This window comes from Microvirga subterranea (genome assembly GCF_003350535.1).
Taxonomy (GTDB): domain Bacteria; phylum Pseudomonadota; class Alphaproteobacteria; order Rhizobiales; family Beijerinckiaceae; genus Microvirga; species Microvirga subterranea.
Map to the genome: position 1 here is coordinate 500,387 of NZ_QQBB01000003.1, position 25,740 is coordinate 526,126.

24 protein-coding genes are annotated in these 25,740 nt (G+C 66.8%); 10 read left to right on the top strand and 14 right to left on the bottom strand.

The window, feature by feature from the left end; genetic code table 11:
• Window positions 1-27 precede the first annotated feature (27 nt).
• A complete protein-coding gene (locus DES45_RS10495) occupies window positions 28-696 on the top strand; it encodes a TetR/AcrR family transcriptional regulator (RefSeq protein ID WP_114769920.1) in 669 nt (222 codons plus the stop codon).
• Here the strand turns inward: DES45_RS10495 and DES45_RS10500 are convergent.
• Both DES45_RS10500 and DES45_RS10505 read right to left on the bottom strand, forming a co-directional pair.
• The gene (locus DES45_RS10500) at window positions 693-1,379 is read right to left on the bottom strand and encodes a Crp/Fnr family transcriptional regulator (RefSeq protein WP_114769921.1); all 687 of its coding nucleotides are present in this window, start codon (window positions 1,377-1,379) and stop codon (window positions 693-695) included. The two genes, DES45_RS10495 and DES45_RS10500, sit on opposite strands and share 4 nt — an antisense overlap.
• Before the next feature lie 142 nt (window positions 1,380-1,521).
• Window positions 1,522-2,874 carry a nucleotide sugar dehydrogenase gene (locus DES45_RS10505; RefSeq protein WP_114770000.1) on the bottom strand — a complete coding sequence of 451 codons (1,353 nt, stop codon included), beginning with the start codon at window positions 2,872-2,874 and terminating at the stop codon, window positions 1,522-1,524.
• Window positions 2,875-3,090: 216 nt separating this feature from the next.
• On the opposite strand from DES45_RS10505, the gene DES45_RS10510 reads away from it, so the two are divergent.
• Window positions 3,091-4,968 carry an ABC-F family ATP-binding cassette domain-containing protein gene (locus DES45_RS10510; RefSeq protein WP_114769922.1) on the top strand — a complete coding sequence of 626 codons (1,878 nt, stop codon included), beginning with the start codon at window positions 3,091-3,093 and terminating at the stop codon, window positions 4,966-4,968.
• A gap of 4 nt (window positions 4,969-4,972) precedes the next feature.
• On the opposite strand, the gene DES45_RS10515 is transcribed toward DES45_RS10510, so the two are convergent.
• The 4 genes from DES45_RS10515 to DES45_RS10530 form a co-directional block, all read right to left on the bottom strand.
• Window positions 4,973-5,350 carry a hypothetical protein gene (locus tag DES45_RS10515; RefSeq protein WP_114769923.1) on the bottom strand — a complete coding sequence of 126 codons (378 nt, stop codon included), beginning with the start codon at window positions 5,348-5,350 and terminating at the stop codon, window positions 4,973-4,975.
• A gap of 5 nt (window positions 5,351-5,355) precedes the next feature.
• The gene (locus tag DES45_RS10520) at window positions 5,356-6,897 is read right to left on the bottom strand and encodes a S10 family peptidase (RefSeq protein WP_114769924.1); all 1,542 of its coding nucleotides are present in this window, start codon (window positions 6,895-6,897) and stop codon (window positions 5,356-5,358) included.
• A 65-nt stretch (window positions 6,898-6,962) separates the two neighbouring features.
• Window positions 6,963-7,415, bottom strand: coding sequence for a DNA polymerase III subunit chi (locus DES45_RS10525; RefSeq protein ID WP_114769925.1), 453 nt, complete (start codon window positions 7,413-7,415; stop codon window positions 6,963-6,965).
• A gap of 64 nt (window positions 7,416-7,479) precedes the next feature.
• Window positions 7,480-8,970: a leucyl aminopeptidase gene (locus tag DES45_RS10530; protein WP_114769926.1), complete on the bottom strand. Its 1,491-nt coding sequence runs from the start codon at window positions 8,968-8,970 to the stop codon at window positions 7,480-7,482.
• 199 nt (window positions 8,971-9,169) lie between these two features.
• Between DES45_RS10530 and lptF the strand changes: the two genes are divergently transcribed.
• From lptF to DES45_RS10560, 6 genes are all read left to right on the top strand, one after another.
• The gene (lptF, locus tag DES45_RS10535) at window positions 9,170-10,333 is read left to right on the top strand and encodes an LPS export ABC transporter permease LptF (RefSeq protein WP_114769927.1); all 1,164 of its coding nucleotides are present in this window, start codon (window positions 9,170-9,172) and stop codon (window positions 10,331-10,333) included.
• A 2-nt stretch (window positions 10,334-10,335) separates the two neighbouring features.
• The gene (gene lptG / locus DES45_RS10540) at window positions 10,336-11,421 is read left to right on the top strand and encodes an LPS export ABC transporter permease LptG (protein ID WP_114769928.1); all 1,086 of its coding nucleotides are present in this window, start codon (window positions 10,336-10,338) and stop codon (window positions 11,419-11,421) included.
• 37 nt (window positions 11,422-11,458) lie between these two features.
• A complete protein-coding gene (locus DES45_RS10545; RefSeq protein WP_114769929.1) occupies window positions 11,459-14,002 on the top strand; it encodes an LPS-assembly protein LptD in 2,544 nt (847 codons plus the stop codon).
• A complete protein-coding gene (gene pdxA / locus DES45_RS10550; RefSeq protein WP_114770001.1) occupies window positions 14,002-15,021 on the top strand; it encodes a 4-hydroxythreonine-4-phosphate dehydrogenase PdxA in 1,020 nt (339 codons plus the stop codon). Before DES45_RS10545 ends, pdxA begins: the two co-directional genes overlap by 1 nt.
• Window positions 15,018-15,878, top strand: coding sequence for a 16S rRNA (adenine(1518)-N(6)/adenine(1519)-N(6))-dimethyltransferase RsmA (gene rsmA, locus DES45_RS10555; protein ID WP_114769930.1), 861 nt, complete (start codon window positions 15,018-15,020; stop codon window positions 15,876-15,878). Before pdxA ends, rsmA begins: the two co-directional genes overlap by 4 nt.
• A gap of 98 nt (window positions 15,879-15,976) precedes the next feature.
• Window positions 15,977-17,089, top strand: a complete 1,113-nt coding sequence (locus DES45_RS10560) for a D-alanine--D-alanine ligase family protein (protein ID WP_114769931.1) — start codon at window positions 15,977-15,979, stop codon at window positions 17,087-17,089.
• Between the two features lie 9 nt (window positions 17,090-17,098).
• Here DES45_RS10560 and gmk read toward each other — a convergent pair whose 3' ends face one another.
• From gmk to DES45_RS25140, 8 genes are all read right to left on the bottom strand, one after another.
• A complete protein-coding gene (gmk, locus tag DES45_RS10565; RefSeq protein ID WP_114769932.1) occupies window positions 17,099-17,740 on the bottom strand; it encodes a guanylate kinase in 642 nt (213 codons plus the stop codon).
• Window positions 17,741-17,755: 15 nt separating this feature from the next.
• Entirely contained in the window at window positions 17,756-18,643 is an 888-nt protein-coding gene (locus DES45_RS10570; protein WP_114769933.1) for a YicC/YloC family endoribonuclease, read from the bottom strand.
• Between the two features lie 144 nt (window positions 18,644-18,787).
• The gene (gene mltG / locus DES45_RS10575) at window positions 18,788-20,167 is read right to left on the bottom strand and encodes an endolytic transglycosylase MltG (RefSeq protein ID WP_114770002.1); all 1,380 of its coding nucleotides are present in this window, start codon (window positions 20,165-20,167) and stop codon (window positions 18,788-18,790) included.
• A gap of 93 nt (window positions 20,168-20,260) precedes the next feature.
• The gene (fabF, locus tag DES45_RS10580) at window positions 20,261-21,523 is read right to left on the bottom strand and encodes a beta-ketoacyl-ACP synthase II (RefSeq protein ID WP_114770003.1); all 1,263 of its coding nucleotides are present in this window, start codon (window positions 21,521-21,523) and stop codon (window positions 20,261-20,263) included.
• Window positions 21,524-21,683: 160 nt separating this feature from the next.
• A complete protein-coding gene (locus DES45_RS10585) occupies window positions 21,684-21,920 on the bottom strand; it encodes an acyl carrier protein (protein ID WP_114185050.1) in 237 nt (78 codons plus the stop codon).
• A gap of 235 nt (window positions 21,921-22,155) precedes the next feature.
• Window positions 22,156-22,893, bottom strand: coding sequence for a 3-oxoacyl-[acyl-carrier-protein] reductase (gene fabG, locus DES45_RS10590; protein WP_114769934.1), 738 nt, complete (start codon window positions 22,891-22,893; stop codon window positions 22,156-22,158).
• A 10-nt stretch (window positions 22,894-22,903) separates the two neighbouring features.
• Window positions 22,904-23,851, bottom strand: coding sequence for an ACP S-malonyltransferase (gene fabD, locus DES45_RS10595; protein ID WP_114769935.1), 948 nt, complete (start codon window positions 23,849-23,851; stop codon window positions 22,904-22,906).
• Window positions 23,852-23,910: 59 nt separating this feature from the next.
• The gene (locus DES45_RS25140; RefSeq protein WP_170151453.1) at window positions 23,911-24,087 is read right to left on the bottom strand and encodes a hypothetical protein; all 177 of its coding nucleotides are present in this window, start codon (window positions 24,085-24,087) and stop codon (window positions 23,911-23,913) included.
• Between the two features lie 648 nt (window positions 24,088-24,735).
• On the opposite strand from DES45_RS25140, the gene DES45_RS10600 reads away from it, so the two are divergent.
• Complete coding sequence (locus DES45_RS10600; protein WP_114769936.1) at window positions 24,736-24,936, top strand: hypothetical protein; 201 nt, start codon at window positions 24,736-24,738, stop codon at window positions 24,934-24,936.
• 247 nt (window positions 24,937-25,183) lie between these two features.
• Entirely contained in the window at window positions 25,184-25,591 is a 408-nt protein-coding gene (gene rpoZ, locus DES45_RS10605; RefSeq protein ID WP_114769937.1) for a DNA-directed RNA polymerase subunit omega, read from the top strand.
• Window positions 25,592-25,740: the final 149 nt, after the last annotated feature.

The following is a 25,740-nucleotide window of genomic DNA, read 5'->3' on the forward strand; positions in this document are numbered from 1 at the left end:
CAATGGCCCAGAGGTGACAAAACGCACATGAGCGACGTGAAGGATATCGCGCTCGACGACGGTTCGGTTCCAGCTGCGGCGGATTGCGGCGAGAACCTGAAGCGTCGCCAAATCCTCGAAGGCGCCCGCCAGGTTTTCCTGGCGCAGGGCTTCGACGGGGCGAGCATGGGCGAGATCGCCAAGGTCGCCGGCGTCTCGAAAGGCACCCTCTATGTCTATTTCGACAGCAAGGAGAAGCTGTTCGAGGCGCTCACCACCGAGGAGAAGCGCGGCCTGGCCGAGGTGCTGTTCAAGCTGGACGCGGACGAGCCCGACGTGCGCGCGGTCCTGACCAAGCTCGGCCGGACCTACCTTCGCTATTTCGGCAGACCGGAGCACATCTCCTCGATCCGCATGGTCATCGGCGCCGCCGAGAAGTTCCCGCGCCTCGGCCAAGCCTTCTTCGAGGCCGGCCCGTGCCAGGGCATCGCGCGGCTCAAGGCCTATTTCGACAGCCAAGTCCGGGCGGGGCGTCTCTCCATCGACGACACGGAGGTCGCCGCACAGCATTTCCTCGATCTCTGCGCCTCCGGCATCACCCGCCGCCTGCTTTTCTCCGTAGGCGAGATGCCGACCGAACCGGAAATCGAACGGAACGTCGAGGACGCCCTGCGGGTGTTCTTCGCGGCTTATGGGCCGAAGGCGAGCAACGGCTAAGCGTCCTCTCGCATGGCGTCCGCCACCCGCGCCTGCAGCACGTCGGGCTTGCGCAGAATCAGGGCGCCCCGGGTGCGCTCGATGAGGCCCTCGTGGGACATCATGGAGAATTCCCGCGTCACCTGCTCGCGGCGGCAGCCGATGCGGGCCGCCATGATGTGGTGGAAGGGCGGCGGCGTAATGACTCGTTCCCCGGCCCGGTCGCCACGGGGGATCGAGAGCCGCAGCAGCTCGGAATACAGCCGGTGCCGGAGGTCGAGGACGGTCTGCTCGACGAAGCGGGCGTTCAGCTCGCGGATCCTTGACGCCATGAGGCAGAAGAGCCGGTCCGCCACCTCTTTGTTCGCGAACAGCAGCTCCCGGAACACGGGCGACGGCATCACGCAGGCCTCGCCGCGGGTGAGCGCCGTCACGTTGGCGGAACGCTTGATCCCGTCGAGGGCCGCGAGCTCCCCGAACAGCTCGCCCGGCTTCATCTCGTCCAGGATGACCTCCTTGCCGGAAGCGGTGCGCATGAGCACCCGAACCTCGCCGGACAGGAGGAAATACACATCCGTCGAGAGGTCATCGAAGTCGACCAGCGTCTCCTCGGGATCGAAGCGGCGCCAGTTCGCGCGCGCCTCAAAGGGCGCGAGATCGATGTTCAACCCCTTGAAGAGCAACACGCCGGCAAGCCGCGCCATCCCTCGTCTCCATCGACGCCGCCACGGCCCTGGCGGCATAAAGCCAAGCTTTCTACCAATATAGTGTAGCGTGTGCGGAAAAAAGTTCCATCACCTTACGTAAGCTTATGCTTTTTTATCGTGGAAGGCCCCTACCCTTGCGTCAGGCCTTGACGATTCGCGGGTCGGAGAGCCCTGCTCTCGCGCAGGCATTGCGGGTGTCGACCACCACCGCCGCGTTCTCGACCACGAGCCGGTAGTCGACATTGTCGTGGTCGGTGGCGATGAGCACCGCATCATAGCGGGAGACCGCGGCCGCATCGAGCGCCACCGACCGGCGCCCCATCAGGTCCGCGTGCTTTCGGGTTCGCGGGATCTCGGGGATGTAGGGATCGTGATAATCCACCTCCGCGCCGCGGGCCTCGATCAGCTCCATGAGCTTCAGAGACGGGCTTTCGCGCATGTCGTCCACGTTCTTCTTATAGGCGACCCCAAGCACCAGGACCCGCGAGCCGGTGAAGGCCCGGCCCGACCGGTCGACCGCCTCGGCGAGCTTGTCCACCACGTAATAGGGCATGCGGGTGTTGATCTGCCCGGCGAGCTCGATGAACCGGGTCGCGATGTCGTATTCGCGAGCCTTCCAGGTCAGATAGAACGGATCGATGGGGATGCAGTGGCCGCCGAGGCCCGGCCCCGGGTAGAACGGCATGAAGCCGAAGGGCTTCGTCTTCGCGGCGTCGATCACCTCCCAAACGTCGATTCCCATGGCCCCGTAGACCACCTTCAGCTCGTTCACGAGAGCGATGTTCACGGCCCGGAAGATGTTCTCGGTCAGTTTCACGGCCTCCGCGGTCGCGGTCGACGAGACCGGGACCGTCCTCACCACGAGCTGGCTGTAGAGCGCGTCGGCCAGGGCGAGGGCGTCGGGCCCGTCTCCGCCGACCACCTTCGGGATGACCGAGGTGCCGAAATCCGGATTGCCCGGATCCTCGCGCTCGGGCGAGAAGGCCAGGAAGAAGTCGCGGCCGGATCTCAGCCCCGTCTCCTCGAAAATCGGCTTGAGGATCTCATCGGTCGTGCCCGGGTAAGTGGTGGATTCCAGCACGACGATCTGCCCGGGCCGCAGGCGGGGCGCGATCGCGCGGGCGGTGTTCTCCACATAGGAGAGATCGGGCTCCTGGTGCTTCGTGAGCGGCGTCGGTACGCAGATCAGGATCGCGTCGGGCTCTCCCAGCCGCGCGAAATCGGCCGTCGCATCGAACCTTCCCTCGCGGATTGCGTCGGAGACGAGGCTGTCCGGGATGTGCTTGATCAGGCTCTCGCCGCCGTTGAGCCGCTCGACCCGAGGGGCGTTGATGTCGAAGCCGAGCACCCGGAAGCCGGCCCTTGCGGCGGTCAGCGCGAGGGGAACGCCCACATAGCCCAGGCCGATGATGCCGACGCGGATCTCGCGCGCCCGGATTTTCGCCAGCAATTCGGCGACATCCACGGTGTTCACTGCGCGGTCTGCACTCATCTCACGCTCCTGTCGGGCCACGGCAGCGCCGACCATAGGCCCTCCCGACGCGGGGAGCCACGAAGGGGCAGCCGTCATCGACGTCTGTCAGCGGCCGTCACGCCCAAGTCAAGCGCGCCGCCCCGCCCGCCTGTGCATGGGCCGGTCCCGGCAGGCGCCGGGAGGCTATGCCCGCAACCGCCTTGCCAGCGGCGGCGTCACGGGCCAAAAGGCGCCATGCTTCACGTGTCCGACCTCACCCACCGCATCGCGAACCGGACCATCCTCGACCGGGCCTCCTTCACCCTGCCCACCGGCGGCAAGGTCGGACTCGTCGGACGAAACGGCGCCGGCAAGACCACCCTGTTCCGCATCATCCAGGGCGAGATCTCGGCCGAGAGCGGCGACATCTCCCTGCCGCGCGGCGTGAAGATCGGCGCCGTCGCGCAGGAAGCGCCGGCCGGGCCGGAGACCCTGATCGAGGTGGTGCTCGCCGCCGACAAGGAGCGCACTGCCCTCCTGGCGGAAGCCGAGACCGCCGACGGCTTCCGCCGGGCCGAGATCGAGACGCGGCTGACCGACATCGGCGCCCATTCGGCACCGGCGCGGGCCGCCGCGATCCTGCACGGCCTCGGCTTCGACGCCGAGGCGCAGAACCGCCCCTGCTCGTCCTTCTCGGGCGGCTGGCGCATGCGCGTGGCGCTCGCCGCCGTGCTCTTCGCCGAGCCCGACCTGCTGCTCCTCGACGAGCCGACCAACTACCTCGACCTCGAAGGCACGCTCTGGCTCTACGACTACCTGAGCCGCTACCCGCACACCGTGCTGATCATCAGCCACGACCGGGAGCTGCTCGACACCTGCGTCAACCACATCCTGCACCTCGACCAGGGCAAGCTCGCGATCTATCGCGGCGGCTACACGTCGTTTGCCCGCCAGCTCGCCGAGAAGCGCGAGCTGACCGCGAAGATGCGGGCGAAGCAGGAGGCGGAGCGCAAGCACCTCCAGGCCTTCGTGGACCGGTTCAAGGCCAAGGCCTCGAAGGCGCGGCAGGCGCAGTCCCGCGTGAAGCGGCTGGCGAAGCTCGAGCCCATCGCCATGATCGTGGAGGACGAGGTCCTGCCCTTCGACCTGCCGGGTCCCGAGCGCGCGATCGCCCCGCCCCTGATCGCCATCGAGGGCGCGGCCGCGGGCTACGGCGAGCGGACGATCCTCGAACGCCTGAACCTGACGATCCAACCCGACGACCGCATCGCGCTGCTCGGCGCCAACGGCAACGGCAAATCCACGTTCTGCAAGCTCATCGGCGGCCGGCTCGACCCGCAGAAGGGCGAGGTGCGCCGGCCCTCGCGCATGGAGGTCGCCTATTTCGCCCAGCACCAGGTCGACGAGCTGAACCCCGGCGCCACCGCCTACGACCATGTGGCGGCGCTCATGCCCGACACGCCGGTGGCGAAGATCCGGGCGCGGGCGGCCCGCTTCGGCTTCGCGGGAGCGAAAGCGGATACGCCGGTCTCGTCGCTCTCGGGCGGCGAGAAGGCACGCCTCCTCATGGGCCTCGCGGCCTTCCACGGCCCCAACCTGCTCATCCTCGACGAGCCGACGAACCACCTGGACATCGACAGCCGCACGGCCTTGATGGAGGCGATCAACGACTATACGGGCGCCGTGATCCTGGTGAGCCACGACCGCTTCCTGATCGAGGCCTGCGCCGACCGGCTCTGGATCGTCGGCAACGGCACCGTGAAGCCCTTCGACGGCGACATGGACGATTACCGCCAGCTCGTGCTGTCGGGGGATCTCGCGCCGCAGACCCGCAACGACAAGCCGCAGGCGCCCTCGACATCGCGCACCGACGAGCGCCGTGCGGCCGCCGAGCGCCGGGTGGCGCTCGCCCCCTTGCGCAAGAAGCTGGAGGCGCTCGAGGCCCGGATGGCGAAGCTCACCGACGTGATCGGCAAGGTCGATGCGGCATTGGCCGACGGCACCGCGTTCCAGAAGGACCCAGCCAAGGCAAGCGAGCTGGCGAAGATGCGCGCCGAGGCGGCCCAGACCCTGGCCTCCGTCGAGGAGGAATGGCTGGCGCTGAGCGAGGAGATCGAGACTGCAGGCGCGTGACCGCCTACTTCACCACCCGGTCGAGCCGGTTGTTGACGAAGAAGTAGAGCTCGCGTCCGCCAGGCTCGGAATAGAGCACCTGCACCTCCCGCTGACCCTTGCCGCTCTCGCCGACGAGCACGTCGGTCGCGGGCTTGCCCTTCAGGCGTACGAGGTCGCATTCGGTGATGCCGGGCTCAATGGATGTCGCCGCACCAGCAGCGGTGCCGGTGCAGCGCCCGTCCGACCCGAGCACTGGCCCGACGATCGACGGGCCCGGCGCCGACATCGGTGCCGCCATGGGAGACGCTGCCGCCACGACAGGCGCTTCCGTCCGGCTGCTGTTGCAGGCGGCGAGCCCAAGCGTCAGGAGGGCGAGACACGACACGACTCTTACGCGCATTCCGTTCAATCCCTGTTGTCGCCGGCCCTGGCCTGCAGCGCCTCCTCGTAGAGCCGCTGCACGTCGTCCCGGAAGGCCTGACGCGAGTCCTGGCGCGAATAGAACATGTGGCCGCCTTCGTAAACCTTGAGCGTGAGGCGCTTCTCGGATCCGAGGTCCGGCACCTGGTTCAAGAGCATCTGCGAGGCGTAGTACGGCGTCACGAGGTCGGTGAAGCCGTGGGTCACCAGAACCCGCAGCTTCCCGTCGAGCGCGAGAGCCTGGCGCATCTCGTCCATGTTGTCCGGCGCGCTGCGCCCGCCGCCCCAGCGCCATGCCTGGTTCACGGAGCCGTTGAGCAGGTTGTAGCGCCCGTCCGCCTTGTAGTTCAGGGTGCGGGTCAGGTGGTCGATGACGGCGCTCGTGAGCGGCGCCGTCATGGCGTCGAGAACCGGATCCTCGAAGCGGCTGTAGTTGGCCGACGGATTGGGATCGGCGCTGCGCACGTTCGTGTCGTAGGCGCTGACGACCGACGCATTGCTGCGGCGCAGCTCCCTCTGGATCGTGCCCACGTCGATCCGCCCCGCGAGGCGCCGGGTGAGCGCCGGGTCGAGACCGGTCAGCTCCGCCACCCGGCGGCCGATCCGCTCGACCGCCTCGCGGTCCTGCTGGCCCCTGATGAGGTCGACGAGGTACTCGCCGGAGGCGTAGCGCTCGACCGACTCGAGGGACTGGCGTGTGACCGGGCCCTTTCCACTCTGGGCCGCCGCAGCGAGGGACGGCAGCCGGGCGGCGTTCGGCAGCGGATCGTCCGCATCCTGGTCGATCCACGCGAAGTCGAGGACCGGCGAGACGAGCACGAGGCCGCTGAAGCCGATGCCCTGGTCACTCTGGAGCTTGTGGGCGAGAAGCGGCCCGCGGAAGCCGCCATAGCTCTCGCCGGCGAAGAATTTCGGCGATTGCAGCCGGTTTTTCTCCTTGAGCCAGCGCATGACGAAGGCCGCGAGGCCGTCGATGTCGCCCTGGAGCGAGTAGAACCGCTCCCGCACCTGATCGCCGCCGAGGACGCGGCTGTAGCCGGTTCCCGGTGGGTCGATGAAGACGAGATCGGTGAAGTCGAGCCAGGTCTCGGCATTGGGCACGAGGTTCGGAGGAGCCGAGGGGCTGATGGTCGGCCCGTCGAGCGGCAGCCTCCAGGGCCCGATGGCGAGCAGGTTCAGATAGGCCGAGGAGGCTCCGGGGCCGCCATTCACCGCGAAGGTGACCGGCCGCATCGCCGGATCGGCATCCTCCCGCACATAGGCCGTGAAGCCGATCTCGGCCTGCGGATTCCCCTGCTGGTCGGTGAGCGTGAGCGCGCCGGCGGTGGCGATGAGCTTCAGGGTGCGCCCCGGAAGCTCGATCGTGTGCCGGGTGACGGATTCGGGTGGAAGCCGCTGGGATTCGGCGGGACGACGCTGCTCCTGCCGCTCCTGGTTCGCCCGCCCCTCCTGGGCGTAGGACACGAGCGGCATCGAGACCGACAGGCACAGGGCGGCGAGCAGCGACAGGCGCGAGATCCGGGTCATCAGAGGCATCCTCATGGCGTCCCAGCAAATGGGACAGGCCGTCTTGGTTTCAAATCACGGAATGGTCAGGCCTTGCGCTGCCAGCGCCCGCGCTCGTCCTGCTGCCAGTAGGTCGCCTCGTGCCCCTCGGCCTTCACCTTGCGCCACTGGTCGCGCGCCAGGGCGAGGGCCTGGACGTCGGTTCCGTCGAACAGGATGGCGATGCGCTGGTAGGGGGCGAGGTCCTGCGGCAGGTCGGCGCCCTCGGCCAGGAACCGGATGGCGGCGCCGTTCGGGTTGGCGTCCGTGAGGGTGATCAGGACGGGCTGGTCGGCCGCATGGGCCTCCCTGTCGGTTCCGTGCGGCAGGAAGCTCTCGTCCGTGAAGGTCCAGAGGTGGTCGTCGAGGGCGGACATCCGCTCCTCGGTCGCGACCTGGACCACGGCGCGCCAGCCCCGCTCCAGGGTCTTCTGGAGCAGGGTCGGCAGGACGGCCTCCAGGGACTGGTTCTGGAGGTGGTAGAAGAGGATCTCGGTCATCGGCCCTCACCCTTCGCGGCGGCATTCGGGCGCCTCATGACGTGTCGGATCCCCTCTCCCATCCTCAGGCCTCGTAATGGTCGCAGACCAGCCGGTCGAGCAGGCGCACGCCCCACCCCGAGCTCCAGCCCTTGTTGATCTCGCTCTGCGGCGAGCCCATGGCAGTGCCGGCGATGTCGAGATGGGCCCAGGGCACGTCGTTGACGAAGCGCTGGAGCAGCGCCGCCGCCGTGCTGGACCCGCCGTGGCGGCCGCCGGTGTTCTTCATGTCGGCGAACTTCGACTCGATCATCTTGTCGAACTCGGGTCCCAGCGGCATGCGCCAGACCCGCTCGCCGGTCGCCTGCCCGGCCGCGGTGAGGCGCTGGGCCAGCTCGTCGTTGTTCGAGAACAGGCCCGCATATTCCTGGGCCAGCGCCACGAGGATCGCGCCCGTCAGGGTCGCGAGGTCGATCATGAACTTGGGCTTGAACCGGTCCTGCACGTACCAGAGCACGTCCGCGAGCACGAGGCGGCCCTCGGCGTCGGTGTTGATGATCTCGATGGTCTGGCCCGACATGGTGGTGACGATGTCGCCCGGGCGCTGGGCATTGCCGTCGGGCATGTTCTCCACGAGGCCGATGGCGCCGACCACGTTGGCCCTGGCCTTGCGGCTCGCCAGCGCATGCATGAGGCCGACCACGCACGCCGCGCCCGCCATGTCGCCCTTCATGTCCTCCATGCCGCCGCCGGGCTTGATCGAGATGCCGCCCGAATCGAACACCACGCCCTTGCCGATGAAGGCGATGGGCTGGTCGCCGGCCTTGCCGCCGTTCCAGCGCATGATCGCCACCCGGCTGCCGCGGACCGAGCCCTGGCCGACGCCGAGCAGCGCCCGCATGCCGAGCTTCTGCATAGCCTTCTCGTCGAGGATCTCGACCTCGACGCCGAGCTTGGTCAGGGCCTCGGCCCGGGCGGCGAACTCCTTCGGCCCGAGCACGTTCGGCGGCTCGTTGACGAGGTCGCGGGCGATGATGACGCCGGCCGCCACCCCCTCGCGGGCTTTCTGGACCTTCTTCATGGCCGCCGGGTCGGCCACGCTGAAGGAGAGCTTGGCAGCGCCGTTCGGCTTGGAATCGTCCTTCTTGGTCTTATAGCGGTCGAAGCTGTAGCGGCGCAGATGGACGCCCAGCACCATGTCGGCCACCGCGTCCGGGGTCACCTCGATGCCCGGCAGGTCGAGCACGGCCGTCGCGCTCTTGCCCGCCGCCTTTCCGGCCACGAGGCCGCCGAGCTGGGCCCAGTCCATGGAGGCTCGGTCCTTCTCGCCGCCGACGCCGATGACCACCAGCCGGTCCGCGTCCAGCACGGTCGGCGCCGGGATCGTCAGGGACGTCTTGGCCTTGCCCTTGAAGCTCTCCGTGGCCGCGGCCCTGGCGATGAGGTCGACGGCTTTCGGCCCGATCTGTTCGGCGACGGCCGGGGTCGGCTTGAGATTTTCGTCGACGAAGACGATCAGATCGCCCGTCCCGACCGTGCCATGGGGCTGGAAATCGATCTTGAAGCTGTCGGCCATGAAACCCTCGTGTTGGTGACCTTGGGGCCGGCGGCGAAGCCGGCTGCGACTTGGTGACATAAAGCATATAGGGCGCGGGATCACGAGGGCCTTTGCCTTGAAAGAAGCGCAATCCCAAGCTGTTGGGTGGGGGCGAACCTTGCCTGGCAACAGGCGACAATGTACCCAGGGGCCTCAACGCCCCGGGGCGAAGGCTCTCATGACTCTTCTCGAACGCTACATCCTGAAAATCTCCTTTTCGGCCTTCGTGGCGTGCCTCCTCGCCCTGACGGGCGTGATCTGGATCACGCAGGCCCTGCGCGAGCTCGACCTTCTCACGGGCAAAGGCCAGACGATCTTCATCTTCTTCACCATGACGGGGCTGTCCCTGCCGGCGCTGATCAACGTGATCTCGCCCGTCGCCCTTTTCCTTGCGACGCTCTACGCCCTCAACAAGCTCAACAGCGACTCGGAGCTCATCGTGATGAGCGCGGCCGGCATGCGGCCGGCGCGGCTGCTGCGCCCGTTCCTCGTGCTGGCCCTCTTCGTGTCCTTCGTGGTCGGGATGATCACGGTCTACGTGATGCCGGCGAGCTTCCAGGAGATGCGGAACCTCGTCACCAAGATCCGGGCCGATTTCGTGGCCACCATGGCCAAGGAGGGTCAGTTCATCACCCTCGACAACGGGATCACGTTCCACTACCGCGAGCGCTCCGGCGACGCGCTCCTCGGCATCTTCATGGAAGACCAGCGGGAGAAGGACAAGGCCATCGTGTACCTCGCCGAGCGGGGCCAGACGGTCGAGAACAACGGACAGGCCTATCTCGTCCTGGAGAAGGGCAGCGTCCAGCGCAAGGTGCCGAACAGCCGCGATTCCTCGATCGTTGCCTTCGAACGCTATGCCGTGGACCTCGCGGCCTTCAACCAGGACGGGGACGGCGAAACGATCTACAAGCCGCGCGAGCGGAGCACGACGCAGCTCATGTTCCCCGACAAGTCCGAGTTCCTGTACCAGATCCAGACGGGCCGGTTCCGGGCCGAGCTGCATGAGCGCCTTTCGGCCTGGCTCTATCCGCTGGCCATGATGGCGATCGCCTTCGCGGCGCTGGGCGATCCGCGCACGACCCGCCAGGGCCGCGGCCTCGCGATCGCCGGAGCGGTCGTGGCCGTCGTGGTGCTGCGAATCGCAGGCTTTGCCGCCTCCAGTGCGGCGGTGCGGTCGCATGCGGCGGTCCCCATCATCTATGCCGTGCCGGTGGGGGCGATCGTCGTCTCGCTCGTGATGGTCCTGCAGAGCGGGGTCATCCGCTCCATCCAGGCGAAGCTGAGAGGCGCCGGCCGCGCGGCGCCGCCCCCTTCCACGCCCAACACGCAGAAGGCTTGAGCATGCTGATCGGCGCGACGCTCGGCTCCTATTTCTCGCGACAGTTCCTGAAGACCATCTTCCTGGTCTTCGCAACGGTCTTCGCCCTCGTCTACACCCTCGACTTCGTGGAGCTCATGCGCCGCGCAGGCGATACGGAAGGCGCGACGGCGCCGCTGATGGCCCAGCTCGCCCTGTTCCGGACACCGGCCATTGCCGAGCAGGTGATGCCGTTCGCGGTTCTCTTCGGCAGCATGGCGGCCCTGCTGCAGCTCAGCCGCAAGCTCGAGCTCGTCATCGCCCGTGCGGCCGGCATTTCGGCCTGGCAGTTCCTGCAGCCCGGGCTCCTCGTCGCCCTCGTGCTGGGGGTGACGTCGGTGACGATCTACAACCCGGTCTCCGCCTTCCTGAAGCAGCAGGCCTCCGCCCTGGAGACGCGGGTCTTCAGCCGCCAGCTCCAGAGCGGCGGCAAGCCGATCTGGATCCGGCAGAAGAGCCTCGACGGCCAGGCCGTCATCCGGGCCGAGGGGGCGGTGAACGATTCGACGACGATCAACGGCGTCACGATCTACTCCTTCGATCCGTCCGGGGCGTTCAGCCAGCGAATCGAGGCCAAGGAGGCGACCCTTCACGAAGGCTTCTGGGAGCTGAAGGAGGCCCGTGTCCTCAGCGCCACAGAGGAGCCCCATTCGTACGACCGGTTCATCGTGGCCTCGAGCCTCGAACCCTCACAAGTTCGACAGAGCTTCATCGATCCCGATGCGGTTCCCTTCTGGAACCTGAAGGAGACCATCCAACGCATGGAGCAGGCCGACATCAACACGACGGCCTATCGCCTTCATTTCGATGTGCTTTTGGCCCGCCCGCTCCTCTTCATCGCCATGGTTTTCGTAGCGGCATCCGTTTCGTTAAGATTCTTTCGATTTGGCGGTGTAGCGATGATGGTTCTGGGTGGCGTCGCGGCCGGCTTCATGCTTTATGTCGCGACGGAGCTTATGGCGGAGCTTGGGGCGGCGGGCATTATCAGCTCGGTTGTCGCCGCCTGGTTTCCTGCTGTAGTAGGCAGTTTGTTAGGAACTCTGGCCCTTTTGTACCAAGAGGACGGCTGACAGTTCTCAGGTTCGAGGGCCTGGCAGGGGAGCAGTGATGGAACGGGTGAAGACAACGATCGCAACGTCTGCGGTCGCGATGGCGCTCCTTTGTGCCGTCGGGTCGAACCCTGCGTCCGCCCAGTCCCTCAACGAGAGGCTCAGCGCCAAGGCCCAGTCCGGCGCCGGGCAGGACCGCCTCCTCGTTGACGCTAAGGAAATCATCTACAACAACGATAACAACACGATCGCGGCCGCCGGCGACGTGCAGATGAACTACCAGGGCCGGACGCTCCAGGCCGACCGGGTCACCTACGACCGCAACACCGGTCGCGTCTTTGCCGAAGGCAATGCCCGCCTCACCGATTCGACCGGCGCGGTCATCACGGGCGACCGCTTCGAGCTGACTGACGACTTCAAGAACGGCTTCATCGATTCGCTGCGCGTGGTGCAGACCACGGTCGAGAACGGGCAGGCCGTCACGACCCGCTTCTCTTCCCCCCGGGCGGAACGCGCCGAGGGCGAGACGACGACCTTTGCGCGCGGCACTTACACCGCCTGCGAGCCCTGCAAGGACAATCCGGAAAAGCCGCCGCTCTGGCAGGTCAGGGCCGCCAAGATCATCCACAACGACAGCGAACAGACGATCTACTACGAGGATGCGAGCCTCGAACTGTTCGGGCTGCCTATCGCCTATCTGCCGTATTTCTGGACGCCCGATCCGACGGTGAAGCGCAAGACCGGTTTCCTCGCGCCTCGCTACGTCTATTCGAGCTCGCTTGGCATCGGAGGATCTGTTCCGTTCTTCTGGGCGATCGCGCCCAACTATGATCTCACCCTGACCCCGACGATCCTGAGCCGGCAGGGCCTGCTAGGCGAGGTGGAATGGCGTCACCGCCTCGACACCGGCGGCTACAACATCCGCGCGGCAGGTATTTCGCAACTTGACCCGGATGCGTTCCTGGACAGTCCTGCTGGGCCGGGCGATCGCGAGTTCCGTGGCTCTCTCGAGTCCACGGGCCTGTTCTACATCAACAAAAACTGGAAGTGGGGCTGGGACGTCGCCCTCGTTTCCGACAAGTGGTTCCTGCAGAACTACCGCATCCGCAGCGAGAGCCTGAGCTCGATCTACCTGAAGGAATCGATCTCGACCTTGTATCTCCAGGGTCAGGGTGACCGCTCTTTCTTCGACGTGCGTGGCTACTATTTCCAGGGCCTTTCCTCGAGCGACTGGCAGAAACAGCAGCCCATAGTTGCGCCCGTCCTGGATTACAACAAGCGCATCACGCCGCCCGTGGTCGGCGGCGAGTTCTCGATCGACGTGAACGTGACGAGCCTCTCACGCGAGGCCGCGCAGTTCAACGAGATCCCGAAGCAGCAGACGTATCTCTTCGGCCTTTACGAGACCTGCGCCATTTTCCAGCGCGGTTCATGCCTGGTGCGCGGTATCAGCGGATCCACCTCGCGCGCCTCGATCCAGGCATCCTGGCGGCGCGAGTTCATCGATCCCGTCGGACAGGTCTGGACTCCGTTCGCCTATCTGCGCGCCGACCAATTCTGGATCGCTCCGGACTTCAACGGGTACCAGAACTACGAACTTTCCAACTTCATCGGTGGGGAGGACGACTACCTGTTCCGGGCGATGCCGGCCATCGGCCTGGAGTACCGGTTCCCGTTCGTGGCCGATCTCGGCACCTCCGGCACGCAAATCATCGAACCGATCGCCCAGATCATCGCCCGTCCCAACGAGACCCGGATCGGGCATCTGCCGAACGAGGACGCGCAGAGCCTCGTGTTCGACGACACGTCCCTCTTCGATTGGGACAAGTTCTCGGGCTACGACCGCGCCGAGGGCGGCGTGCGCGCCAATGTCGGCATCCAGTACACGGTGACGGGCGCAGACGGATTCTATGCCAATGCCCTGTTCGGCCAATCCTACCAGGTAGCGGGCCGCAACTCGTTCCGTCAGCCCGACCTTGCCAATGTGGGCCTCGATTCCGGCCTCGACTCTCGCGCCTCGGACTATGTCGGCCGCTTCCAGATCAAGCCGAACGCGAACTTCTCCTTCGTGACCCGTGCGCGGTTCGACCAGGAGGATTTCGGGGTCAACCGCTTCGAGGCCGGCTTTTCGGCAAACTTCGCCCCTTATCTGCCGATCTCGGGTTCGCTGACCTATGCCCGCTATGCCGCGCAGCCTGAAATCGGCTTCGATCAGCGCCGCGAAGGCATCCTGGCTGCCGCCCGGTGGAGCGTGACGCCGAACTGGTACGTCTCCGGTTCGGTGCTCCTGGACCTCGACCGATACCTCATCGCCCGCGACCTCTATGCGGTCCAGTATGCTACTAATCCAACGACCGCCGTCTACAACCGTACCGACACGCCTTACGTCAGTTCCATGAGCCTTGGCCTCGGCTATATTGACGAGTGCACCACCTTCTCGGTGAACTATTCCGTGTCACCACGCAATACTGCCGTCACCTCGGGCGAAAAGGACCGCAACCACACGGTGCTCCTGCGTCTGGAGTTACGCACCCTCGGCGAAGTCACGTTGAACCAAAACATCAACGGCGATGCCGGCCAAGAAGGCGTCGCGGCCCAGTGATTGGGCCCGGTCGGAACCTGCTGGTCGTCACCCAAGGTGACCCCGCGGGGATCGGCCCGGAACTGATCCTAAGAGCCTGGCTCCATCGTCGCGAACAGGCCCTCCCCGCCTTCGCGGTCCTTGCGGATCCCGATCATCTCGGCCGGGTGACCCGGGATCTAGGCTGGAGCATTCCGATCTCACCGGTCGAGCCCTCTAAGGCTATCGACACCTTCGATGCGGCTCTGCCGATCATCCCACTCTCCCATGCGGTCTCCGCCGAGCCCGGACGGCCGGATCCCGCCTATGCGGCCTCTGTCATCGAAGCGATCGAGACTGCGGTACGCCTCGTCCACTCGGGCGCGGCCTCGGCGCTCGTGACCAACCCCATCGCCAAGCATGTGCTCTATGATGCGGGCTTTCGGCATCCTGGCCATACCGAGTTCCTGGCGGCCCTCGCAGCCGCTCCCGGCGAGGCGGCACCCCATCCGGTCATGATGCTGTGGAGCGAGGCGCTCGCCGTCGTGCCGGTTACCGTCCACATCCCGCTCGGGTCGGTTCCGTCGGCGCTCACGACGGAGTTGATCGTCGAGACCGGCCGCATCGTGGCGCGGGAACTGCGCGTGCGCTTCGGCCTTTCCCATCCACGCCTTGCCGTGGCAGGGCTCAATCCCCATGCCGGGGAGAACGGAGCCATAGGGACCGAGGACAGTACCGTCATCATGCCCGCGATCGAGATCCTGAGGCAGGACGGCATCGAGGTGGCGGGGCCGCTGCCGGCCGACACCATGTTCCACGCCCGCGCCCGGAGCCGATACGACGCGGCGCTCGCCATGTATCACGATCAGGCCCTCATCCCGATCAAGACGATCGCGTTCGACGAGGCCGTGAACGTGACCCTCGGCCTGCCCTTCGTGCGCACCTCTCCCGACCACGGCACGGCCTTCGACATTGCCGGCAAAGGCATCGCCCGGCCCGACAGCCTGATGGCCGCGATCAAGCTCGCAGCCCGACTCGGCGCGGGACGCCCGGCGCCATGAGCCAGATCGACGATCTGCCGCCTCTGCGCGACGTGGTTCGGACCCACGGCCTGATGGCCAAGAAATCGCTCGGCCAGAACTTCCTGTTCGACCTCAACCTCACAAGCCGCATCGCCCGCTCCGCCGGGCCCTTGGAGGACGCAAGCGTCATCGAGGTCGGGCCGGGCCCCGGCGGGCTGACCCGCGCGATCCTGGCGGCGGGCGCGAAACGCCTCATCGCCATCGAGCGGGATTCCCGCTGCCTGCCGGCTCTCGCGGAGATCTCCGCCCACTATCCCGGCCGGCTGGAGGTGATCGAGGCAGACGCGCTCGAATTCGATCCGCGGCCGCTGGTGGGCGACGGGCTGGTACGGATCATCTCCAACCTGCCCTACAATGTCGGCACGGCCCTTCTGACCGGATGGCTGACCACCGAGAAGTGGCCGCCCTGGTGGTCGTCGCTGACCCTCATGTTCCAGCGCGAGGTGGCCGAGCGCATCGTCGCCGACGAGAGCGACCCGAAGGATTACGGCCGCCTCGGCGTGCTCTGCGGCTGGAGGACGGAGGCGCGCATCCTCTTCGACGTGCCGCCCTCGGCCTTCGTGCCGCCGCCGAAGATCACGTCGAGCATCGTCCACCTCACGCCGCGTGAGAACCCTCTGCCCTGTCGCATCGGCACGCTCGAAGCCGTCACCCGCGCGGCCTTCGGCCAGCGCCGCAAGATGCTGCGCCAGAGCCTTAAATCGATCACGCCGGACCCGTCGGCCGTCATCGCGGCAGCCGGTCTCGAGGAGACGATCCGGGCCGAGAACGTGCCGGTGGAGGGCTACGTCGCTCTCGCGAACGCCCTCGATGCCGCCCGAGGGCGGGCGGACTAGGAGCTTCGAGCGGCGCTCCGGCCCTTTCGAGAAACGTTAATCCCGTCCGCTATATGCATACTCCGATGCCGCCGATGGCCGCCCAGGGAGAGCCGCGAATGTCAGAGAAACGCAAGAGGATCGGGCTACTGTTCGGCGGCCGCTCCGCCGAACACGAGGTGTCCCGGATGTCGGCGGCGAACATCCTGCGCGCCCTTGATCCCGACCGCTACGATGTCGTGCCGATCGGCATCGGCCGCGACGGCCGATGGGTTCTCTGCGACGGCGGCAACGGCGCCGGCAGGGGCGCCCGATCCCTCGACATTCCGGACGGCGCTCCTCCGGTGGCCCTGCTGCCGGGAGGCGGCGGCGAGATGATCGTGCTCGCCGCCACCTCCGGCCCTGAAGCCATTCGGCTCGATGCCGTCGTGCCGGTGCTCCACGGGCCCAACGGCGAGGACGGGACGATTCAGGGGTTGCTGGAGCTGGCCAACATCCCTTATGTCGGCTCCGGCGTGATGGGTTCCGCCGCCGGCATGGACAAGGACATCGCCAAGCGGCTCCTGCGGGATGCTGGCCTGCCGGTGGTGCCGTTCCTGACCCTCACGGCCGGCCGGCGAGCGGACTACCGTACCGCATCGGAGGCGCTCGGGACGCCGGATCTCTTCGTGAAGCCCGCCAATATGGGTTCGTCCGTGGGCGTGTCCCGTGCCGGATCGGCCGCGGAGTTCGACCGGGCCTCCGAAGTCGCCTTCCGCTATGACGGAAAGGTCCTCGTGGAGCGAAGCGTCACGGGAGCCCGCGAAATCGAATGCTCGGTCCTCGAAGATGCCGCCGGCGAGGTTCGCGCCTCTCCTTTAGGCGAGATCGTCCCGGCCACGAGCCATGGCTTCTACAGCTATGACGCCAAGTACGTCGACGCGGACGGCGCGCTGCTGCGCATTCCGGCCGATCTCGCGCCGGATCTCGCCCGCCGCATTCAGGACCTCGCGGTAGAGACATTCCGCGTGCTGAACTGCGAAGGCATGGCGCGCGTCGACTTCTTCGTCGATCCGGCACAGGAGCAGAGCCTTTACGTGAACGAGGTGAACACCCTGCCGGGCTTCACGGCCATCAGCATGTATCCCAAGCTCTGGGAGGCCGGCGGCCTGTCGCAGGAGAAGCTGATGGATGTGCTGATCGAGCACGCAATCGCCCGTCACGGGCGACGCAACGCGCTGGCGCTCGTGTAGGGGCGGCCCTTACGTGACCGCCTCTCCCAGCAATCCGTCGATGAAGCCTTCGAGCTCCACCTGACGCTCGCGGCGAAGGCGCTCGGCCGCGAGGATCGCCTTCAGGTCCCCATAGGTGCGGTCGAGGTCGTCGTTGATGAGCACGTAGTCGTACGCGCCCCACTGGGCGATCTCGTCGCGGGCGTTGCGCAGGCGGCGGGCGATGACCTCGGGCGTGTCCTCGGCGCGGCGCTCTAGGCGCGCCTTCAGCTCCGCCATGGAGGGCGGCAGGATGAAGACGCTCACCACGTCGGAGCGCATCTTCTCGACGATCTGCTTCGTGCCCTGCCAGTCGATGTCGAACATCATGTCCTCGCCGCGGGCGAGGGCCTGCTCCACGGGCTTGCGCGGGGTGCCGTAGTAGTTGCCGTGGACCTGAGCCCATTCGAGCAGGTCGCCGCGGTCGCGCTGCTCCTCGAAATCGGCGACGTTCTCCATGAAATTGTAGTGGACGCCGTTGATCTCCGACGGCCGCTTGTGCCGCGTCGTCACGGAGATCGACAGCCGGATCCCGCGGTCCTCGCGCACGAGGTTGCGCGTCAGCGTCGACTTGCCGGCCCCGGAGGGCGACGAGAGGATCAGCAGAAGACCGCGCCGCTTCAGTTGCACCACACCCGAACTCCCTTGCTACTCGACGTTCTGAACCTGCTCGCGGAACTGTTCGATCACGGCCTTCAGGTCAAGTCCGATCCGCGACAGCGACACGTCATTGGCCTTGGCGCAGAGGGTGTTCGCCTCGCGGCCGAATTCCTGGGCCAGGAAGTCCAGGCGGCGGCCGACCGAGCCGCCCTCCTGCAGCAGGCCCCGCGCGGCGTCCACATGGGCCCGCAGCCGGTCGAGCTCCTCACGGATGTCCGCGCGGGCGGCGATGAGCACGGCCTCCTGGTGCAGGCGCGCCGGATCGAGGGCGCCCTTGCCTTCGAGAAGCTGCTCGATCTGCGCCTCGAGGCGCGCCCGGATCGCCTCAGGGCGGCGGGCGGGCGACGCGTCAGCCTCGTCGACGAGCCGCGCAATCGTGTCGAGATGCTGGCCCAGCACCCCGGACAGGGCTTGGCCCTCGGTTCGGCGGGCGGCCTTGAGCTGCTCGATCAGGGAGCCGACGGCGTTCTTGAGATCGACGGCCAGGGCCTCGTCCTGGCTCGGATCGGAGGTGCCCTCGTCGAGCTCCACCACGCCGCGGACGGCGAGCAGCCCATCGAGGGAGGCCGGCTGGACATTGGGCGGGAGCGAGAGGCTGCCGACCGCCGCGAGGAGCGAATGCAGCACGTCCTGGTTCACGCGCAGCTTGGGTGTCGACGACGCCCGGCTGAGGGCGAGGGTGAGCTGGCCCTGCCCGCGGGTGAGCGCCTTCAGGATCTGGCCGCGGGCATCCTCGCCGACAGCGTCGAGGCCGGAGGGCGTGCGCACGCGGATCTCGAGGCCACGGCCGTTGACCGTCTTGATCTCCCAGGCCCACTGATAGGCCCCCGTGACACCGGCTTCTCGGGCGAAACCGGTCATGCTCGCAATGGACATGCGCTCGAACCTCGGGCGTTTTCAAAATTCGGCGCGACCATAATGCGCGCCAGCCCGCGCCACAAGCAGCGATGCCCTTGCGCATCGTGCGGACCCGAAGGGCCGCGCCAGCGAAAAGTGGACCCAACTTTTGGGTTCGATGCCCTAGGGCTGGCTCAGGACCGGAACGTTCTTCGGGGAGTTGAGATCGTAGGTCTTGTTCTTGAGCGGGTCCTTGTCTGTGCCCTCGCTCGCGTCGAAGCCCCGCGCGCGACCCTGGCGGCCGCCGCGCGCCACGTCCGCCGAACCGCGCAACTCAGGGGCCAGCCCGCCCGACGTTCCGGGCGCGACGGCCGGGTCGCCGTCCGGATCGAACCGGTCGACGGAATCGGCCGGCGGTGTGTCGGTCGTGGCGCGGGTCTTCTCGATCTGGCGCCAGCGGGCGACGTTGCGCTGGTGCTGCTCATAGGTCTCGGCGAAAGCGTGTCCGCCGGACCCATCGGCCACGAAATAGAGGTCCTTGGTTCGGGACGGATTGGCCACGGCCTCCAGGGCCGCTCGGCCGGGATTGGCGATGGGACCGGGCGGCAGCCCCTCGATCACGTAGGTGTTGTAGGGCGTAGCGGACTCGATCTCGTTGCGCATGATCCCGCGCCCGAGCGTTCCCTTGCCGCCAACGAGGCCGTACACGATCGTCGGGTCGGACTGCAGCTTCATGCGCTTCATGAGACGGTTGATGAAGACGCCCGCGACGCGGGTGCGCTCGTCGGCCCGGCCCGTCTCCTTCTCGACGATGGAGGCCAGGATGACGAGTTCCTGTGCGGACTTGATCGGCACCTCCGGCGACCGGCGCTGCCAGATCTGCGCGAGGGCCTGGCGCTGCGCCGCCTGCATGGTGTTGACGATCTGCTGCCGGGTTGTGCCGCGCTCGAACTTGTACGTGTCCGGCAGCAGCGTGCCCTCGCGCGGAGTCTCGTTGATCTCGCCCGACAGGATCTCGTTCTCGTAGAGCCGCGCCACGATCTGGTCGCTCGTGAGCCCCTCGGGAACTGTCAGCGAGTGCAGGATGGCCTTGCCCTGGACGAGGGTGTCGATGGCCTCGGCAATGCTGGTGCCGGCCTTGAACTGGAACTCGCCCGCCTTGAGCTGCCCACGCTGGCGGTTGAGGAGCGCGTAAGCCTCGAACAGGAAGGGCTGGTTGATCACGCCCTCCTGCTTGAGGATGTTGGCGATCTCGCCCGTGCCGGTGTTCTTGGGGATCAGCACGACCTTGTCGTTCTGCAGCGGTCCGTCGGCCGTCACCTCCCGCTCGACCATGCCGAAGCCGAACACGGCGGCGATCGCGAGGGCGATGAGAAGCGTGAGCAGCCCGCTCATGATCGACAGAGGACCGCCCCTGCGGCGGCGCAGGCGCGGCGGCGGCGGGGGAGCCGCCATCGGCTTGATCGCCTCGCTCGGGGATTTCGGCGCCAGACGCGGATGCTGGGCGTCCTGCTGATGAGCCTCGGGCGTGGAGATCAGAGTCTGTTTTTTTCTGCCGAACATCACGATGCTTTTCTGGTTCTGATCGGCGATCCCGCCGTCCCACGACACCCTAACAGGGAATATGGCGAAAAGCCGTAGCGAGGGACAGAACGATCAGGTGACCTTGCGGAAGACCAGTGACGCATTGGTGCCGCCGAACCCGAAGGAGTTCGACAGGGCCACGTTGATCTCCTTGGCCTTGGCCTTGTGCGGCACGAGGTCGATGGCCGTCTCGACCGAGGGATTGTCGAGGTTGATCGTGGGCGGGATGACGCCGTCGCGCATAGCGAGCATCGAGAAGATCGCCTCGACGGCGCCTGCGGCGCCGAGCAGGTGGCCGATGGCCGACTTGGTCGAGGACATGGCGAGCTTGCCGGCCGCGTTGCCGACGATCCGCTCCACCGCCTTCAGCTCCAGCTCGTCGCCGAGCGGGGTCGAGGTGCCGTGGGCGTTGATGTAGTCGATCTCGGACGCGGAGATCCCGGCGCGCTTGATGGCGGCCGCCATGCAGCGATAGGCGCCGTCCCCGTCCTCGGACGGGGAGGTGATGTGGTAGGCGTCGCCGGAGAGGCCGTAGCCGATGACCTCGGCATAGATCTTCGCGCCGCGGGCCTTGGCGTGCTCGTATTCCTCGAGCACCACCACGCCGGCGCCCTCGCCCATGACGAAGCCGTCGCGGTCCTTGTCGTAGGGGCGCGAGGCGCGGGTCGGGTCGTCGTTGTAGCCGGTGGACAGGGCGCGGCAGGCCGCGAAGCCCGCGATCGACAGGCGGTTGATGGGCGATTCCGTACCGCCGGCCACCATCACGTCCGCGTCGCCCAGGGCGATGAGGCGGGCCGCGTCGCCGATGGCGTGGGAACCGGTCGAGCAGGCGGTGACGACCGCGTTGTTCGGCCCCTTGAGGCCGTGCTCGATCGAGACGTAGCCGCCCGCGAGATTGATGAGGCGGCCGGGAATGAAGAAGGGCGAGACCCGGCGCGGGCCGCGCTCGATGAGGGTCTGGGACGCCTCGTAGATGCCGCCGATGCCGCCGATGCCCGACCCGATCAGCACGCCGGACGCGCACTGGTCCTCATATGTGGTGGGCTTCCAGCCGGCGTCGTCGAGGGCCTGGGTGGCCGCCGCCATGGCATAGACGATGAAGGGATCGACCTTGCGCTGCTCCTTCGGCTCCATCCACTGGTCGGCATTGAAGGTCCCGTTGGATCCGTCGCCGCGCGGGATCTGGCAGGCGATCCGGCAGGCGAGGTCGTCCACCTGGAAATCGGTGATCTTCGCGGCGCCGCTCTGCCCTTCCTTCAGCCGGGCCCACGTCTCCTCGACCCCGCAAGCCAGAGGGGTGACCATGCCAAGACCGGTGACGACAACACGCCGCATCATGCTTCCTGCCCTTTGGAGTCGCTTCCACCAGGGTGGAACCGCCTCTCAATTCTTTCTATGCCGCATCTTCTACGGCGAACCGGATCTATTTCGCCGGAAAAATGCCTTCAGAACAAAAATCGGGCGTCGGATGGCTCACCCGACGCCCCGTGGCTCGTTAGGCCGCGTTCTTCTCGAGGAACTTGATCGCGTCGCCGACCGTCACGATAGTCTCGGCCGCGTCGTCCGGGATCTCGACGTTGAACTCCTCTTCGAACGCCATGACGAGCTCGACGGTGTCAAGGCTGTCGGCGCCCAGGTCGTCGATGAAGTTGGCATTGTCGGTCACCTTGTCGGCCTCGACGCCCAGGTGCTCGACAACGATCTTCTTCACGCGATCAGCGACGTCACTCATCGTATTTTCCTCAGTGGCTGCCGCCTCAGGATTGGGCGGATCAAGAAATCAAATTTAGATCAGCTGCTCAGCTGACAACGCTGGAACCGCTAACTTGCGTGGTGCAAAGCCGCATTTTTGAGCGCCGGTCAACCCCTCCGACCAAATCGGGATCATGATTAACACAAGCTTATCGGCTCTGGCGAGGGGTTCGAGGAGGGCTGCGAACAGATTCCGTCCCGCCCTCCAAACCCTTTTAGAACATGGCCATTCCGCCGTTGACGTGCAGGGTGTGGCCAGTCACGTAGGCGGCTTCGGATGAGGCCAGGTAGACGACCGACGAGGCGATCTCGCCGCCGGTGCCGAGCCGGCCCATAGGAATCGTCCCGAGGATCCCCTCGCGCTGCTTGTCGTTCAGAACGTCGGTCATGGGCGACTCGATGAAGCCCGGCGCGACGCAGTTCACGGTGATGTTGCGGCTGGCGACCTCGGCGGCCAGCGCCTTGGTCATGCCGATGAGGCCGGCCTTCGAGGCGGCATAATTGCCCTGGCCCGGATTGCCCGTGGAGCCGACCACCGACCCGATGTTGACGATGCGGCCGTAGCGGCGGCGCATCATGTTCTTCACAGCCGCGCGGGACAGGCGGAAGGCCGCCGTAAGGTTGACGGCGATGACCGTGTCCCACTCGTCGTCCTTCATACGCATGAAGAGGTTGTCCTTGGTCACGCCGGCGTTGTTGACCAGGATGTCGAGGCCTTCCATGGCAGATTCCGCCGCCGGCACAAGGGCTTCGACGGAATCCTTGTCGGACAGGTTCGCCTCGACCACGTGAACCCGCTCGCCCAGCGAGGCGGCGAGCTCGTCGAGGGCGGACCGGCGGGTACCGGAGAGCGTGACGGTCGCCCCCTGCGCATGGAGGGCACGGGCGATGGCGCCGCCGATGCCGCCCGTGGCGCCGGTGACGAGAGCCTTGCGGCCGGTGAGATCGAACATGCGAGGCTCCTTAAGCGTTGAGCGAGGCTTTGAAGGCGGCGACATCGTCGGGGGTGCCGATGGCAACCGCCGAGGCTCCCGCCGCGATGCGTTTCACGAGTCCGGTCAGGACCTTGCCCGACCCGACCTCATAGAACGCTTCAACGCCCTGGGCGGCCATGTAGGCCACGCTCTCGCGCCAGCGGACCGTTCCGGTGACCTGGCGGACGAGCGCGTCGCGGATGGCGTCCGGATCGGTGATGGGCGCGGCCTCCACATTGGCCACGACGGGCACGACCGGAGCCTTCACGGCGACGCCGGCCAGGGCCTCGCGCATGGCGTCGGCGGCCGGCTGCATCAGGGCGCAATGGAAGGGCGCAGACACGGCCAGCATCACGGCGCGCTTGGCGCCCTTCTCCTGGGCGATGGCGACGGCGCGCTCCACGGCCGACTTGTGGCCGGAGACCACGACCTGGGCGCCGCCGTTGTCGTTGGCGGCGTCGCAGACTTCACCCTGGGCCGCCGCGCGGGCCACCTCGAGGGCGGCGTCGTATTCGAGGCCCAGCAGGGCCGCCATGGCGCCCTGCCCGACCGGCACGGCGCTCTGCATGGCGTTGCCGCGGATGCGCAGGAGCCGGGCCGTGTCGGCGATCGACAGGCTGCCGGCCGCCGCGAGGGCCGAGTACTCGCCGAGCGAATGGCCGGCGACGTATGCGGCATGCCGTTTCAGGTCGAGGCCGGCCTCGGCTTCGAGGACCCGGATCGCCGCCAGGCTGACCGCCATCAGGGCCGGCTGGGTGTTGGCCGTCAGGGTCAGGTCCTCCGCCGGGCCTTCCCACATGACGGTCGAGAGCTTCTGCGAGAGCGCCTCGTCCACCTCGTCGAACACCGCCTTCGCCTGAGGAAAGGCCTCGGCCAGCGCCTTGCCCATCCCGACCGACTGACTTCCCTGACCGGGGAAGATGAATGCGCGCTTCATGGAGAGCCGCCCTTGATCGTTGAAATCCGGGCGCGAACTCGCACCCGAACGCGTCCAAGTCAAGGCGAAGAGCGCGCTCCTTCGCACCTGGACTGTTCATAGCGCCACGCGCCGCCGTCATCGAGGCAGGCGTCGATCCGCCCGTCCAGGGTGAAATTCGACCAGATCCAGACCGTCACCCAGAGCGCGGACAGGAGAAACAGGATCATCGCGGCACGTTCCAGTTGGACCTCCATGTGTCCCTCCACAGATCGCCATTTCGGCCGTAGGGAACATTACCTAAGGACAGGCCCCGCCAGCGTGCGGCGGCACACGCCTTAAGAGGTTGGAAACCATGAGCCGGCGCAGACCGCGCCGCCTCTCCCGGTTCCAGCCTCTGGCCGGGAACGACACAGGGGGCGTGCGCTGTCCCCGCTTGCGAGCCGTCGGGAGTTCGCACGGGAAGCGCGACGCGAACCCTGCCCCCGTGTGGAGAGGAGTGGGAGGTGGGGGTCGGCGCCTGACCTTGACAGGCTATCGCTCGCCCCCCTGTCCCTCCTCGCACGGGCAGGGAAAGCGCACCCTGTCCGGATCGACCTGCAATCCCTCACCCGGACCTGACCGTCGGACCTATCCCGTCGGGAGAGGCGGAGGCCGCGCCTGACCGCAATCCCGCTCACCCGCCCCTCCCCGACAACTCCGCCGTTTCCGCCCGGGAGCGATGCTCCGGGACCGTTGCGGCCATGGTTCGCGCACTTCGCGTTCCTCTGGATGCGCCCGCATCTGCGATGCGCGCCCGTCCTGACTGCGAGACCGCGCATGCATTACCTTAGGTTAGCAAAAAGTCGCAGTTTCCTTTCCTAGGGGGTTCGTCCTAAGACCGCTCTCCCGGTGCGGGAGGAATCGTGAAGAAGCACAACCACAACCTGCACGAGCAGAGGCGAAAGCTGGAGGACATCGAGGCCCGGCTGGCCCGTCACGAGAGGCGGTCGCGGATCATCCTGATCCTGATGATGCTGCTGGGAGCGGTGGCTCTCGGCCTTTTCCTCGACCATCTCCTGGGCCGGGGCTGGTCGCGGGACGATCTGTCGGGCTTCATTCCTTGAGAATGCGGCATGCTGCGCCCGCAGCCGCGCCGGTCGAAGAGGACGATGCGACGGGCTCCCGAATCGAAGAGGCCCGGTCGCTCGCGGTGCATCCGGAGCCGAAGCCGTCATGGAAGCATAGGGCGGGCGTCCCGGCCGGATTTCCGCGGGTCTCCAGGAGACGCGCCGCCTATCCCCTTGTTTTCTTTTGCCATCCCGTGTATCCAGCCCGTCTTCCGCTATTTTCGAACCTAGAAGGAGCCTCTTCATGGCTCGTGTGACCGTCGAAGACTGCATCGACAAGGTCGACAACCGGTTTGAGCTCGTGCTGCTCGCCAGCCACCGGGCCCGCCTGATCTCCTCGGGCTCGCCGCTCACCATCGACCGCGACCGCGACAAGAACCCCGTCGTGGCCCTCCGCGAGATTGCGGAGCAGACCATTGCGCCCGACGACCTGAAGGAACAGCTCATCCACTCCATGCAGAAGTATGTCGAGGTGGACGAGCCGGAGGCTGAGGCTGTTCCGCTGCTGGGCAACACCGCCGCGGCCCCCTCTGCCGGCAAGGACAACGACACGGACGTCCAGTTCGACCGCATGAGCGAGGAAGACCTGCTCCGCGGCCTGGAAGGCCTCGTCCCGCCGAGCAGCAGCGCCGACGACGACGAACGCGAATAAGCATCACCCTTAACGATGTTCCTGGAAAAGCCCGGCCCAGCGCCGGGCTTTTTCGTCGGCGCCCCTCCTGAGGCGATCCGCAGCCTTGCGGTTTTTTCGCGCTCTACAATATCCTTTTAACTTCAGCCGGGTAGTTGCTCCCTGGAAGG

What these genes read in the sequence shown, in the direction of transcription:
- DES45_RS10495 (WP_114769920.1), top strand. Translation starts at nt 28, where the DNA reads ATGAGCGACGTGAAGGATATCGCGCTCGACGACGGTTCGGTTCCAGCT.
- DES45_RS10500 (WP_114769921.1), bottom strand. Translation starts at nt 1,379, where the DNA reads ATGGCGCGGCTTGCCGGCGTGTTGCTCTTCAAGGGGTTGAACATCGAT.
- DES45_RS10505 (WP_114770000.1), bottom strand. Translation starts at nt 2,874, where the DNA reads ATGAGTGCAGACCGCGCAGTGAACACCGTGGATGTCGCCGAATTGCTG.
- DES45_RS10510 (WP_114769922.1), top strand. Translation starts at nt 3,091, where the DNA reads ATGCTTCACGTGTCCGACCTCACCCACCGCATCGCGAACCGGACCATC.
- DES45_RS10515 (WP_114769923.1), bottom strand. Translation starts at nt 5,350, where the DNA reads ATGCGCGTAAGAGTCGTGTCGTGTCTCGCCCTCCTGACGCTTGGGCTC.
- DES45_RS10520 (WP_114769924.1), bottom strand. Translation starts at nt 6,897, where the DNA reads ATGACCCGGATCTCGCGCCTGTCGCTGCTCGCCGCCCTGTGCCTGTCG.
- DES45_RS10525 (WP_114769925.1), bottom strand. Translation starts at nt 7,415, where the DNA reads ATGACCGAGATCCTCTTCTACCACCTCCAGAACCAGTCCCTGGAGGCC.
- DES45_RS10530 (WP_114769926.1), bottom strand. Translation starts at nt 8,970, where the DNA reads ATGGCCGACAGCTTCAAGATCGATTTCCAGCCCCATGGCACGGTCGGG.
- lptF (WP_114769927.1), top strand. Translation starts at nt 9,170, where the DNA reads ATGACTCTTCTCGAACGCTACATCCTGAAAATCTCCTTTTCGGCCTTC.
- lptG (WP_114769928.1), top strand. Translation starts at nt 10,336, where the DNA reads ATGCTGATCGGCGCGACGCTCGGCTCCTATTTCTCGCGACAGTTCCTG.
- DES45_RS10545 (WP_114769929.1), top strand. Translation starts at nt 11,459, where the DNA reads ATGGAACGGGTGAAGACAACGATCGCAACGTCTGCGGTCGCGATGGCG.
- rsmA (WP_114769930.1), top strand. Translation starts at nt 15,018, where the DNA reads ATGAGCCAGATCGACGATCTGCCGCCTCTGCGCGACGTGGTTCGGACC.
- DES45_RS10560 (WP_114769931.1), top strand. Translation starts at nt 15,977, where the DNA reads ATGTCAGAGAAACGCAAGAGGATCGGGCTACTGTTCGGCGGCCGCTCC.
- DES45_RS10570 (WP_114769933.1), bottom strand. Translation starts at nt 18,643, where the DNA reads ATGTCCATTGCGAGCATGACCGGTTTCGCCCGAGAAGCCGGTGTCACG.
- mltG (WP_114770002.1), bottom strand. Translation starts at nt 20,167, where the DNA reads ATGTTCGGCAGAAAAAAACAGACTCTGATCTCCACGCCCGAGGCTCAT.
- fabF (WP_114770003.1), bottom strand. Translation starts at nt 21,523, where the DNA reads ATGCGGCGTGTTGTCGTCACCGGTCTTGGCATGGTCACCCCTCTGGCT.
- DES45_RS10585 (WP_114185050.1), bottom strand. Translation starts at nt 21,920, where the DNA reads ATGAGTGACGTCGCTGATCGCGTGAAGAAGATCGTTGTCGAGCACCTG.
- fabG (WP_114769934.1), bottom strand. Translation starts at nt 22,893, where the DNA reads ATGTTCGATCTCACCGGCCGCAAGGCTCTCGTCACCGGCGCCACGGGC.
- fabD (WP_114769935.1), bottom strand. Translation starts at nt 23,851, where the DNA reads ATGAAGCGCGCATTCATCTTCCCCGGTCAGGGAAGTCAGTCGGTCGGG.
- DES45_RS25140 (WP_170151453.1), bottom strand. Translation starts at nt 24,087, where the DNA reads ATGGAGGTCCAACTGGAACGTGCCGCGATGATCCTGTTTCTCCTGTCC.
- rpoZ (WP_114769937.1), top strand. Translation starts at nt 25,184, where the DNA reads ATGGCTCGTGTGACCGTCGAAGACTGCATCGACAAGGTCGACAACCGG.